At 59.9% G+C, this 12,179-nt stretch carries 15 protein-coding genes; 2 read left to right on the top strand and 13 right to left on the bottom strand.

What is annotated here, in order from left to right; all coding sequences use genetic code 11:
- Window positions 1-9: 9 nt before the first annotated feature.
- The 4 genes from D8V06_RS20030 to D8V06_RS20015 all read right to left on the bottom strand — a co-directional run bounded on the left by D8V06_RS20030 (window position 10) and on the right by D8V06_RS20015 (window position 4,045).
- Window positions 10-267, bottom strand: a complete 258-nt coding sequence (locus tag D8V06_RS20030) for a hypothetical protein (protein ID WP_130905542.1) — start codon at window positions 265-267, stop codon at window positions 10-12.
- 67 nt (window positions 268-334) lie between these two features.
- Complete coding sequence (locus tag D8V06_RS20025) at window positions 335-862, bottom strand: STY4534 family ICE replication protein (protein ID WP_130905541.1); 528 nt, start codon at window positions 860-862, stop codon at window positions 335-337.
- Between the two features lie 757 nt (window positions 863-1,619).
- Window positions 1,620-3,596 carry a DNA topoisomerase III gene (locus D8V06_RS20020; protein WP_130905540.1) on the bottom strand — a complete coding sequence of 659 codons (1,977 nt, stop codon included), beginning with the start codon at window positions 3,594-3,596 and terminating at the stop codon, window positions 1,620-1,622.
- Window positions 3,597-3,700: 104 nt separating this feature from the next.
- Window positions 3,701-4,045: a helix-turn-helix transcriptional regulator gene (locus D8V06_RS20015; RefSeq protein ID WP_130905539.1), complete on the bottom strand. Its 345-nt coding sequence runs from the start codon at window positions 4,043-4,045 to the stop codon at window positions 3,701-3,703.
- 141 nt (window positions 4,046-4,186) lie between these two features.
- On the opposite strand from D8V06_RS20015, the gene D8V06_RS20010 reads away from it, so the two are divergent.
- Window positions 4,187-4,414: a hypothetical protein gene (locus D8V06_RS20010; protein ID WP_130905538.1), complete on the top strand. Its 228-nt coding sequence runs from the start codon at window positions 4,187-4,189 to the stop codon at window positions 4,412-4,414.
- Window positions 4,415-4,506: 92 nt separating this feature from the next.
- On the opposite strand, the gene D8V06_RS20005 is transcribed toward D8V06_RS20010, so the two are convergent.
- The 9 genes from D8V06_RS20005 to D8V06_RS19965 form a co-directional block, all read right to left on the bottom strand.
- Window positions 4,507-4,935: a single-stranded DNA-binding protein gene (locus D8V06_RS20005; protein ID WP_130905537.1), complete on the bottom strand. Its 429-nt coding sequence runs from the start codon at window positions 4,933-4,935 to the stop codon at window positions 4,507-4,509.
- A 5-nt stretch (window positions 4,936-4,940) separates the two neighbouring features.
- Entirely contained in the window at window positions 4,941-5,441 is a 501-nt protein-coding gene (locus D8V06_RS20000; RefSeq protein WP_130905536.1) for a DUF3158 family protein, read from the bottom strand.
- On the bottom strand, window positions 5,438-6,193 hold the full coding sequence (locus tag D8V06_RS19995; protein WP_130905535.1) for a PFL_4669 family integrating conjugative element protein: 756 nt from the start codon (window positions 6,191-6,193) through the stop codon (window positions 5,438-5,440). The genes D8V06_RS20000 and D8V06_RS19995 overlap by 4 nt, the downstream gene beginning before the upstream one ends.
- A gap of 150 nt (window positions 6,194-6,343) precedes the next feature.
- On the bottom strand, window positions 6,344-7,549 hold the full coding sequence (locus D8V06_RS19990; protein WP_130905534.1) for an STY4528 family pathogenicity island replication protein: 1,206 nt from the start codon (window positions 7,547-7,549) through the stop codon (window positions 6,344-6,346).
- Window positions 7,543-8,094, bottom strand: a complete 552-nt coding sequence (locus tag D8V06_RS19985) for a DUF2857 domain-containing protein (protein ID WP_130905533.1) — start codon at window positions 8,092-8,094, stop codon at window positions 7,543-7,545. Before D8V06_RS19985 ends, D8V06_RS19990 begins: the two co-directional genes overlap by 7 nt.
- A 16-nt stretch (window positions 8,095-8,110) precedes the next feature.
- On the bottom strand, window positions 8,111-9,649 hold the full coding sequence (locus D8V06_RS19980) for a ParB family protein (RefSeq protein ID WP_130907297.1): 1,539 nt from the start codon (window positions 9,647-9,649) through the stop codon (window positions 8,111-8,113).
- Window positions 9,627-10,541 carry a ParA family protein gene (locus D8V06_RS19975; protein WP_130905531.1) on the bottom strand — a complete coding sequence of 305 codons (915 nt, stop codon included), beginning with the start codon at window positions 10,539-10,541 and terminating at the stop codon, window positions 9,627-9,629. Before D8V06_RS19975 ends, D8V06_RS19980 begins: the two co-directional genes overlap by 23 nt.
- 4 nt (window positions 10,542-10,545) lie before the next feature.
- On the bottom strand, window positions 10,546-10,749 hold the full coding sequence (locus D8V06_RS19970; protein WP_130905530.1) for an AlpA family transcriptional regulator: 204 nt from the start codon (window positions 10,747-10,749) through the stop codon (window positions 10,546-10,548).
- A 113-nt stretch (window positions 10,750-10,862) separates the two neighbouring features.
- Window positions 10,863-11,597 carry a hypothetical protein gene (locus tag D8V06_RS19965; RefSeq protein WP_130931661.1) on the bottom strand — a complete coding sequence of 245 codons (735 nt, stop codon included), beginning with the start codon at window positions 11,595-11,597 and terminating at the stop codon, window positions 10,863-10,865.
- A 290-nt stretch (window positions 11,598-11,887) separates the two neighbouring features.
- On the opposite strand from D8V06_RS19965, the gene D8V06_RS19960 reads away from it, so the two are divergent.
- Window positions 11,888-12,179 (top strand): hypothetical protein (locus D8V06_RS19960; RefSeq protein WP_130931660.1); only part of this gene is annotated, 292 nt, incomplete at its 3' end.

Genomic DNA, 12,179 nt, shown 5'->3' with positions numbered 1-12,179 from the left:
GTGTTGGATTCACAGACGTGTGAAGCGATGACGCGCACCGTGTAGCGGGCTGTGGCAGCTCTCGCACGCTCGGGTGGAAAAGGACTCAATACCGGCGCCGGTCTGCGGATCGAAATCGGCGCTCAGTGGCATCAGGGCCTGCAGTTCAGTGCGCAGGTGTGCGATGCGTTGCTCGACTTCAGCCTCGTTGTAATACAGTGACAGCGCGCTGAAATCGTCGTACGCAACAGCCTGCAGGCAGTCCTCGCAGAGCCAGAAGCTTTCCATGACGGCCTCCGACGTGAGTGGACAACAGGCGCTCGTGAGAGCGCCTGTTGATGGCGGGCAATTTGCCTCAGGCAGATTGACGTGCGGCGGTGGATTTACGCGAGGGGGCAGGGTCGGGTAGGCGCTGTTCGGCGACAGTGTCTGCGTCGTCCGATTCCGCTGCAGAGTCGGTAGCAGCGCTGGAGTCGGTACGAACGGGTGCTCTGTAGCTGAACTGGCCGTCGACCTTGATCCACTCGATGAAGATCAACCGGCCTTTCAGGCTGGCACCGGGTTGGCCCTGGCGCTCGCCTTTTTCGTACAGGAAGGGGTCGACCCAAAGGTCGCCAATGCGAAACGCGATGAGGACCTTGCGTTCAGCACGGACGTCATCCAAGTGTTCACGGATCAGCCGTTCGGCTTCACCGCCGGCGACCTTGCAATCAAAGCGGGTGTACTCGACGTCGTCCGAGGCACCGTGCAAGGCGGCAATATCACAGGCCATGAATGGTTGCCCGCGACGTACAGGGACTTCGCGAACGCGGTTCAGGTAACCAATGCCTTGGGTGTGCAGGTTGAAGTAGGTGGTGGGAGCATTGTTGCTTGCAGTCGTCATGGTGGATCTCCTTTTCAGCAGAAACGCGGACATCCACCGGCCCTGGCGGCTGGTGAGTTCCGCAAGGGGAGGTGCAAAGAAAGCGTGATCGGTAGAAGGGCGCTCATCACCGACAGGTCGGTGACCGTGCGAGCTGCCGAGCGCTGATCGCACTGGGGGAGAACCACCCGAAACGGGCGTAGCCTTAAAGGTTCCGGCTACCTGGGTGCTGTCAGCGACAGCGGTGTGCAGGTCATCTATAAAACGGCGCCAACGGCCCGTCAACAGTGGATTGGGGATGGTTTGGGCAGGTGGAAGTGGGTGGCACTCAGTGGATTTAGGGTGACGAAAAAATAGCCCGACGGTCATCAGGCTAGGAAAAACTAGACCACCCTCGACCCGGTAACGTGACACCGAAGTCCATCGCAAAACCTCCGCTGTCGATCCACCTGGATCAACCGACCCTTGTCGTGGCCTGGGTCGGAATCAACTGGCACGCATCCGCGCACAAAAGGTGCCCAGTGTTACGCCGGCGGGCACCGGTGCTGAGCATCGTCGCCGAAGCGGATGACCCCTGAGACCTGACACAAGCCGCACGGGTCATCCACCTTGGGGACCAGGAACGCTGGGGAGAAATCCGAAGAAGAAGTGAAATGCGGCTCCGAACTCTACGAGTCTGACCGAGCTGCCCGGAGCGAATCGGTCTGGGGTCGCCACACGGCGAGAGCCAGCTCACTACACCAGCGCGGTGGCGCGCCGTCAAGTCACGTATGCCCGCTCACGAAGGACCTGGCGGCTTGGTGCGCTTGGGTTTGGCGACCGGCTTGGTGCCCTTGCACTCCGGGTAGCGAGTGCACGACCAGAAGCTGCCGGTGCGGCCTTTGCGCTGGCGCATGGCGCTGCGGCACACGGGGCACAGCGGGCCTTTGGTCGTTGGTGGTTGAAAGGTGAGCGAGACGTGGCCACGCACCAGCCAGATCAGCCATTGCGCCTGTTTGGCGAGAAAGGTTTCGACGCTCAGCTGACCCGTCTCTATACGCTCCAGCGCCTGCTCCCAGAGTGCGGTCAGCACCGGGTCGGCGACCTCTGGGGGCACGGCCTCGATCAAGGTGTGCGCTGCCGCTGAGGCGACCAGGCTGCGTTTTTTCTTGGTCAGGTACCCGTGATCGATCAGGCCCTGGATGATCGCCGCTCGCGTGGCCTCGGTCCCGAGACCGCAGCGGTCCTTGAGATTCTGTTTGAGTCGTGAGTCATCCACCTGGTTGGCGATGTTTTTCATGGCTTTGACCAGTGTGCCTTCCGTGTAGGGCTTGGGGGGCTGCGTGCGCTGCGCATTGACCGTGGTGTCGGTCAATGCCACCGCAGCCGACTCGCACAGTGTGGGCAAACGTTGGGTTGGCTCGATGGGTTCGGTACCGTCGGCCTCGTCGATCACCGCTTTCCAGCCGCGGGTTAGGATTTGCTTGCCGCGCGCCAGCAACTGATCGTCGTAACTGTGCAATACCGCCAGGGTTTTCAGGTACTCATGGTCGGGTAGAAATTGGGCGAGATAACGGGCGCGAATCAGCGCGTAGACTGCTCGCTCGCGCTCAGAGAGCTGCGCTAGGTCAAACGTCACAGCGGTGGGGATGATGCCGTGGTGGGCGGTGATCTTGCTGTTGTTCCAGGCTCGGGAGCGTCGGCGGGGGTCAGCCACTTTCAGCCATTGTCCGAGTGAAGGAGCGGCCGCTGCCAAGGCGTGAAGTACACGCGGTACCTCATCCAGCATGCTTTCCGGCAGGTAGCCGCAGTCGGTGCGTGGGTAGGTCGTTGCCTTGTGGGTCTCATACAGAGCTTGGGCCACCGCCAAGGTCTCCTGGGCACCAAGGCCAAGCTTAGCAGAGCCGATCTCCTGCAGCGTGCCCAGGTCCAACGGCAGCGGCGGACCTTCGCACACCCGCTCGACCTCGATGCTGCGGATCTGGGCAGTCCCGTGCTGGCTCAAGCGCCGCGCTGCGCTCTGTGCGATTGCTTCGTGAACGCAGCGACCGGCTTCGTCGCATGCGGCGGTCGGTGGCTGCCAGCGCGCCTGAAAGACTACTCCATCGGCCTCCAACTGAGCATCGACGGTCCAGAACGGTTGCGGCACAAAACTCGCTATCGCCCGATCACGCTGGACCACCAGACGCAGTGTCGGCGTCTGCACGCGCCCCACCGGCAGCAGGCCGTCGAAGCCGGCGCGGCGCCCGAGCAGAGTAAACAGCCGGCTCAGGTTGATGCCCACCAGCCAGTCCGCACGTGAGCGGGCCAGCGCGCAATGGTACAGCGGCAAGGTCTGCTCACCTGGACGCAGCGTGGCCAATGCCCGGCGAATCGAGGCATCGTCGAGCGCGGAGAGCCATAGGCGCAGGATTGGTCCTTGGTACTGACAGCGCTCAAGGATCTCTCGGGCGATCATCTCGCCTTCACGGTCGGCGTCCGTGGCGATGACCACCTCGGAGCAGGAGCGCAGCAGCTGCTCGATCACCTTCAGTTGGCTGGCGACCTTGGGTTTGACCACCGACTGCCAGCGGGTGGGGATGATCGGCAGGTCCTCCAGCGACCATCGTTTGTAATTACCATAAGCCTCCGGGGGCGCTGTTTCCAGCAGATGGCCCACGCACCAGGTGACGGTGACCACCGGGCCCTGCAAGTAGCCGTCGCCTCGCCGGTTGGCCTGCAGCACGCGGGCGATGTCGCGGGCTTGAGATGGTTTTTCGCAAATAAACAGGCGCATATGTGGGCCCTCTCGGTGGGGTACCGACAGGGTGGGGGTGTGGCGTGAGAGCACCAGCGAAAACCCGAATACGCCGAGATCATTTCGGTCGTGGCGGTGGAAAGTTATTTCCTTTGCGCGAGGTGAGTGGCCAGCATTTGCAGAAACTCCAAAGCAAACTTTTTATCAGCTTCGCCCAGTTCCTTGATCAGCGATGCAATCCGCTGACCCTGGTCCTGGGGGCGAGGACTGATGGCGAGCAGCAGCTCATCGGCGGGGCAACCGTACATGTCGGCCAGTTGCAGCAGCTTGTTGACGGTCAGTTCGACCACGCCACGTTCGAAGCGCGATACTGCTTCGGCGCCGATCTCCAGGCGCTCACCAACTTGCTCCTGGGTCAAACCACGGGCGCGGCGATACTTCGCCAACTGGCGACCAATGTGTTGTGGGCTAGGCTCTTTAACTGGCAACGGGGGCGCTCTCCAATTCGACCCATATGGTTGACCAGCAACCCAAATATATGAACGCCCCATAAGGTTGACTAGCAACCCTATGGGGCGTATCACCTAAACTGAGTGCAATAACCCGCCCGTCAATACGGAGGTTACGACTTGGACGGATCTAACGAGCGTGAGGCAGACGCGTTAGCGATCAAGGCCTACGAGTTGTTCATTGCAACTCACCTGGAGCCGGACAATTTGAAGGCGCGCGCCAGGTTGATCGCATGGGTTCAGGAGAGCCAGGCGCACTGGCGGGCATTCCTTGCACTGGACCAGTACCTGTCTGAGGTCACGCAGCTGCTGGATGCTGATCAGCCGGGAGAGACTTGGCGGAATTGAACGACCTGCAGTATCCAGCGTTGCGCGCCGAACGGGCAGCGAGTCCTAAGGGGTATCGCGCTGCAGGCCGTGATTTCTCTGAGACCACCCGCTCAGTTGGTCTTGCGTGGGTTCTTCTTGCTAGCCCCCTTGCGCACGGAGCCGTTGCTTTCATTGGCCTTTTCGCGCATGGACACCGAGGCCAACCGGTGGGGCAAGATGCCGATGCGCCGCGCCTCCACCTTGAACGTCACTCGCGCGTTGTCCTCGCTGTCCTCCCATTCATCCTTGACCGTCCGGCCCTCGACCAGGATGCGCATGCCTTTCTGGTACAGGGTGCTCCAGTGCTCGGCGTCGCGGTGCCAGAGCTCGACAGGGGCCCAGTAGCCGCCGCGGTCCTCATAGCCGCCTTCGCGCGGTACCGGATTGTCGAAATAGACATTCAGCCGCAACAGGCGCCGCGGTTCATCCGGGGGGCTGTTGAACTCCTGAAACTCCGGGGTGCTGCCGATGTTGCCTTCGCCAACAAAGAACGTGCTCATGCTTGCTACTCCTCGGTGGGGGAACGGGAAAGATCGAAGAGGGTCTCGGCGGCCTGCAGCTTGGCGACGCCGGTTTCGGCCTGGCGATACAGCGACTGCAGGCTACTCATCTGCAGGTTTAGAATGACGCGGTTGATCTCTAACTGGTACAGCGCCTCCCGTAGCGAAGGGGCCAGATGCGGAAGTGCCATCGCGTGTTGCCACACCTGTACCCCCATGCGCTGGAAGTCCGGACTGCGCCAGCGCAGGAAGTCAGTTCCGGAGGCGCTGCGCTGGACGACCAGTCGCAGGTCCAGCAACGAGAAGGGAGGTTGCGCCATGATGGTCAGCATCCCCCCCATCAGTCCCGCGACCCGAGTTCGCAGGCGCAGGTTCGTCTCGGCGAACTGCTGCAGTTCCCCCTTACCCTTAAAAGGCTTTAAAAGGCCTTTTAGGGAGGCACCTTGTTCGAACTCGCGATAGGCATCCGCTGACAAACGCCGGGCGATCGCTTCGGCCAAGGTCATGCTACACCGCCTTCGGACGGAACGTTCTGCGCGGGCTGAACCTCTGCCTCTACCTGATCCGGTTCCTCGCGAATCGACGCCGTGGATCCGCGCGTGATCGGTGGAGCGAACTGGGAGCGGTGGCTGCCCTCGAGAATGTTTTGCGGCGGCGTGCCGAACTTGTCGATGGCTTCGCGGGCGCGGGCGTTGTTGGCGGCCATGTCATCCCGGCTGACCCCGGCCAGGCGGTATCGCTGCGCCAGACCGAACAGGCTGCGCAGCAGATGCGCGCCACGATCGATCCAGATCTCCATGTCGCTGCGGCCGATCAAGGCGGTGTGATGGGCGAGCAGTACGCGGCGCACCAAGGTGTCGTAGTCGGTCAGCAGGTAGACCGCGAGAAAGCCGAGCTGGCTGCCGATGAACAGCGGCAAAGTTACGGGATGGATGTTGAGGTTGTCGCCGACATCGACCTGGGTGGGCAGGTCGCGCTCCACCCGGCTCAGCTGGCTGGTCAATGTGAGCATTTCCGCCTTGGCCTGCAGCAGCTTGTCTTCCAGCTGGAGCATGAACCAGTCGGCGTATGGGTCGTCCTGGCTACTCGCATGCTTGAGCAAGTTGGTGACGCTGATGTAGCCGGCCATGCCCATGATGGGATGCACCCCTTCGCGGGCCATGCGGCCCTGCCACAGCCGCGCGGCATGATGGGTATGCAAGGTGAGGGTGATGCTGCTGCGCAGAGAGCCCAGGTTGAGCTGGTAGTGATCGACCATCGCAGGTACCTCGCCGTCGGAATGACGCAGACGATGGGCTGTTCTGTGAGGTCCGGCGCGGATCAACGCGAAGGTGGAGTGCTCGCATTTTCAGGTAGTGGAACACCCTGGATTTGATGGCACCGGCATTGATTCCACTGGCGACCAAACCTAAGACGCGGCGCCTATGCCGCGACAGCGTTGCTTCAACTCTTCCAGGCACGCCAAGGTCAGTGGCGAGGCTTTGCGCTCGCCGTTGCGCCGCGGTCGCTCGCAGGGCGATTCCGCCTTTGGCTCGCGTGGGGATGTGGTCACAGGCGTCGTTGTCTCGGACCGAGCCGCCCACAAGATAAATTCGCCTTGGCGTGCACGCTTGATCAAACCCATCAGGTAGGCGACCGGTTTGCGGATCTCGCCGCGAGCGCAGCGCACCGCCGCTTCGTTGATCACGGCTTGTTGCTGTTCGGGTTCGAGCGGGCGCATCGCCTGGGTGGCCATACGCCGCTCGGTTGGGCTCAGCGGTAGGTCCTCTGGCCATTGAGCGCGGCCGAACGCCACCTGCGGCAGTACCGTACTTTTTTTGCTTTGGTCTTTCCGTACTGTACGGCCGGCGTCGGCATTCCGAATCACAGTCGAAATCGGTGTGTTGTCGCAGGATTCGGAATCAGCTGCCGAGGAAACTATGTTCCGAACGTGGTGGCTTTTTCCGCGTTCGGAATTATCCGCAGCCTCGCTGGTTAGGGGTAGCGATTGCTGTTGAGCCGGCAAAGCAGGTGAGGTGAGTTTTTCCTTATCGACCGTCGCCACGTGCGGGTCTGCGTGAATTTCCCCAATCACATGCTGCGCCACATCGCGCACACCTTTGGCGGCGTGGGTGAGGTTCTGCTGGAGCAGCGCCGCGTAACCGTCATCGAGTTCCAGCTGTTCGGCGGGTGTCAACGGGTCGCCGTGCAGCACGTATACGCAACCGCGCAAACAGCCCTGGGCATCGCGGGAGCGATCTACCAGGCTGAGCCAGCGTGTGGTCCGGAGTACATTAAGCGCACGGGCAATGGTCTCACGTGATGCCTGCGTGCCGCAGGGGCTGGTGGCCAAGTAGGGTTGTAGGTCCTGGTAGCGAGGTGTTTTTACCTGGCGTTCGGTGATCAGCCAGCGCAACACCTGCCAAGTATTGCGCTCCAGCGGCGTCAGCCGGCGATCCAGCAGCAACGCTTGGGGCAAGGGATCATTGTCGCCATAGTAGATGGTCCGTAGCGGCGCTTCCGCTGCGGGGGCCTCTATCTGGGCCTGTGTCGCCTGCCACTCCATACGACGCCGGAGCGCGTCGTAACACTGGCGCACCACATCCTGCCAGTCGACCTGATAGAAGTTCAGCATGGCGTACCTCCGTACAGTTCGATCTGTTGCCAGATCAGGGTCAGGCTGATGTGTTGCTCCTCCGCCAGCATCATCATCGCGTCCAACGGATCGTTGTCGGGATCGTCTTTGCGCAGTTGGCTCCAGCGGTTCCACACGGCGTGCTCTTGCGCTTCGCTGAGCTGAACCGGGCGACCGCGATGGGTCTCGATTTTCAGCACGCGACGACGCAGCGCGGTTTCCGAATGGTCCAGGCCAAAGCAGCGGTACATGATGCTCGAGCTTGCACCCAACTTGAGTGCCCGATTGATCAGCCGCGCGTTTTGTTCGTCCCGTTCGGCTTGGGTGATGAGACGTCGCAGTACAGCCGTATCGACCTTGACCTCCACCCAGGCGATGGACGAGTGCGCCAGGTGGGACAAGGTGGTCGGTGGCAGCGACTGCAGGACCTCGATGTCTTCATCGGCCAGCCCCAAGGCTTTGCACCGCTGCAGGCGCCCGTGGCGCAGCTCATGCAACACCTGGTTCAACATGGCATGGTTCAACAGATTGAAAGTGGTGGCCATGAGGCAGTTCCTCACGTTAAAAAGTGGGTGACAGCGTCATATCGATCAGCTGCCGGGCGTGGCGGATCAGCTCGAACAGTTGCTCCAGTTGGGCGTCGGGGAGTCGCTCAAGGCCCACGGTCAGAGAGGGGCGTTCGGCAAATGGCAGGTCATAAGTTCCGATCAGCAGCTGACCAAACAGCGCGGCCGGCAACTGCTGACGTTGTTCCCAGGCCACGTCATCTTGCAAACGCAGCAGGGCCGAGAGCAAAAGCTGAATGCCGGTGTATCGCGGGCTGAGCAGCTCGTCGTACTCCAATGACAGCGTAAAGCCGAGGCCGTCAGCTTGGGGCCTGACCATTGCACTAGCGTCGGCATATTGGGCCAGATCGGCCGCCAGCGCGGCGCAAACCTCTCGCAAACCCTCGATGTCATGCCGTGACGTGATGCGTGGAGTAAGCGGGTTCAATGGTGACTGAACGCCATCGATTCCAACCTGCTGCTTCACAGCAGTCTGGTCGTCATTCAGCGACTGGCGAATGTGGGAGAGGCGGGGCTCATTCGCCGTCGAAGCGGCGCCGCCAGTTCGCGGTTGCTCGGAATTAGCCGACCTGATGGGCGTTTTGGGTGTGGATACGATTTCCGGCGACGGAGGTGGAGGATCGTCCTGCAAGCGTTGAGGCAGAGAGTGAGCGTTACTTGATTGAGCAGGCGACACACGCTGCTCCTGGTGCATTTCCAAAGCCAGTAGGCGGGGCGTCTGCTTCAGGATCACCGCCATTTTGGCGATCAGTTCGTCCTGCAGCTCAGTCGAATCCAGTTCGGGTTTTTCCCCTTCGAATGTCGACAACACTTCTAGCCACAGCAGTGTGAATTGCTGGGCATCACCGAAATACTGATTCCAGGTCGACTCCGCTCGGCGCCGCAGGGTGATGAGCCGCTCAATGACGGGCTTGCCGAGACCTGCATAAAGGACCTGCGGGATGGCCGGGAGCAGATGTTCGAGCGCATCGAACATGCGACTGATGTGCGATTGCGAGACAGGGTAGCCACTTTGGCTCAAGCGCGCGGAGAGCTCGCGTTGGCTCAGGGGTACACCAGGCTCCTGAAACATGTCCTTGAGTTTCACCACTGCGAGGGCTCGCTCGATGAACGTTAGCTGGCCATGCAAATCGCTTTCGGCCAGGTGCCCGAGCAAGGCATGTGACTCGGATTGCCAGGGACGGAACAGGCAATGGATACGAAAGAAATGCTCTTCGCGGGTTTCCTGCCAGAGTTCACTGAGGATACTCAATCGAGTATTGCCGCCATTGCGGATGATGAAGTGCTGCTCATTCGGACGACGCGTGATGGAGGGGGGCTGGTCCAAACCGCGCTCGCGGATCGAGGCCTTGAGTTCGTCATACAGCGGGTTGCGGATGACGCGTGGATTGAACTCGTAGGGGCGCAGTTGCTCGAGAGTGACAAGCATCGGCGTATCGCCTGCGGGATCCGCCATCAGTTCGCGCCCCTGCTTCTGCGGGAAATGGGTTTGCTGCAATTTACGTGTGATTTCATCGGAGGTCGGCGGCTTCATCACATCCTCCGATCAGTCGCGATTGGATAAGCCGACTGCCGGCAGCTGACGTTGGGTTAGGCACGCTCCCTATCGGGGCGCTCAGTTGATCGGTCCACTCCGGAAACAACTCGAGAGCCAGCGCACGCATGACCTCCGCTGCGCAACGGCTATGGCTGCCGGGTGGTGGGGTGAAGTCGACGCGATGTACGGGCAGCCCCAGTGAGGCCGCATTGAGATAGGCCACTCGATCGGGAATTACTGTGGCGCAGAGGCTGACATGAGGATCGGCCTTGAACGAATCTTGTAGACTCTCGATGATAAAGCGGGTGTCGCGGCGATTGGCGTTGACCTGATTGAGCAATAGTTTCACCGACGGCAACGCCACCCCCAGGTATCGGTACGGCTCCAGTTCCTCAAACAGTCCGAGCGTGCCGCGACGCAACTCGCGCGCGGCAAGCATTTCCGGCGGGACTGGGCACAGAGCGCAATCAGAGGCGAGGAAAGCCATCTCCACCACCACGCTACGTGCGCCTTGGGTATCAACGATGAGCACATCGTAACGACCCTGGAAGGCCGGCAGCAGATTGCGCAGTCGCAAGCGGCCATCAGCCGCTTGCATCAGGAGGGTGCTTATATGCCCGGCGCGGTCGTTGGACACGATCAATTCAAGGTGTTGAATTACGGTGGCGGTGATCACCTGTTCGGGAGCAGTGAGCCCTTGCGAAATGAGTTCGTAGCTGCCGGCGTCTCGGGGTTCGCACAAGGCATAGTAACTGGACAGCGTCGGTTGACTGTCCAGGTCCAGCAGCAGCACGCGCAAGCCTGAGTCGGCGAGTAACCCACCGAGATTGGCGGCGATGGTGGTCTTGCCCGCGCCGCCCTTGGTCGAGATCAACGAAAGGACTTTCATGACGCTAGGCTCCCGTCGACAGGCGATCCTGAACCCACTGCTCTATCTCCAGTGAGTCCCAACCGACGGCACGCGTGCCGATACGCCGGCATTGCGGGAACAGTCCGGCCTTCATCAGGTTGTAGATATGCGAGCGTTTGAATCCGGTTTTTTGTTCGACCTCATCACGACGCATGATGTGGCGATCGGCTGGGCTGATAGGTTGCACGGTGTCACTCCTTAGCGCCGGCTGGCACGTGATGGGATGTGACAGTTAGTGAAGGCCGGCAGAGGAGAGAAATCATTGCCAGGCAATGGCATCCATTGCCTGGCAATTCAACCTTAGGACTGTAGGGATTGGGCCAAATGACGGCGAGCTTGTGCAAATTTCCGATCAAGGGTGCGTTTGCTCAGGCCAGGAGTACCGGGGAACTGCTCAGTAATGGCGTCGACAACGGCCGCCTGGTTTTTGTAAATCGATCGCAGCTGGCCGCTTCTGGATTTGCCCAGCATGACCGTCAACAAGGCACCAATGATCATGTAGTGCACCAAAGCGGACGCTTCAGAGGGCACCTCAAATGCACCGCGCTGGACGGACAATTCTTTCTGGTTGAAGGCGGGGGCCGCCGCTTCGGCGACTGCCGAGTACGTTTGGCGTAGTTTATTTATCTCGCGAAGGTCGGCATCACGCTCCGCTTGTAGGGCCAGGTGTGCAGTCAGACTGACGCATTCGGAGTGGTCGACATCTTGTGAAAATAGGAACGCTGGCTTTTCTTCCGGATAGTTGCGCGCAAACCAAACTCGCAGATCAGAATGGCGGATGGACCAATAGATACGTTCAGCCTTGTCGTTCGAGGTAATTGGACGTCCAAGGTAGGTTGCGGGTAACTCGCGACAGACGATGGCATCGTATATACGTTCGGCGTAGGCGTGGAGAAAGGGCCATTGCGGGAAATGCTTGAGGAGACTACCGGGGTGAGAGAGATCTACCTGCAAAATTTCGCCTTGGTGGTCGGTAAGGTCGCTCCAAAGAATCGCGGCATCGATAGGGTGGTAAGAGCTTCTGATCGAGACCATGACAAACAGCCTCCTGCTGAATTTGTCGTAAAATCGCTGGCGGGGGCTTCATTCTAGGCCACTGTCTAGCGAACCAGAGTCCAAAATAATTTTTGGATCCAAAGAAGGTGACAGTGTCATCTGCAAATAGTTCGAAGCAGATTCCGATAAATAGGAGCTCTCTGCATTGATGTGCGTGGCGTTGATACAACAAAAAACTGTATTGTAATGGGCATTTTCCTAGGCGCTGTAGGAATATTAGGCTATACCCTATATTTCACCGCACCATTTTTCTAGCATTGGAGGCGTCCATGAGGCTCGGTACTACATGTGCAATATTTATTTTTGCTGTAACGCTACTTGGATGTACAGGTATATCAAAACAATCAGTAACTGTTAATTTGATGGCGACCCAGAAAAACCCCGGCCAAATTGGTACAACCACGTTGACTGGCATGGGAAATCAAACTGACTTTGATTTTTACATCAGTGGAGTGCCTGCTGGCACGACGCTGCCCTTGCGAATTTACTCTTTTATAAATCATGGAAGCTGTCGGCAGCCCGGTAATGTTGCATTCGCCATGAATGATAAGGTCAATACTC

The sequence above is a fragment of the Pseudomonas sp. Sample_24 genome (assembly GCF_004307605.1).
Lineage (GTDB): Bacteria > Pseudomonadota > Gammaproteobacteria > Pseudomonadales > Pseudomonadaceae > Aquipseudomonas.
This window is presented reverse-complemented; position numbering and strand designations above follow the sequence as displayed.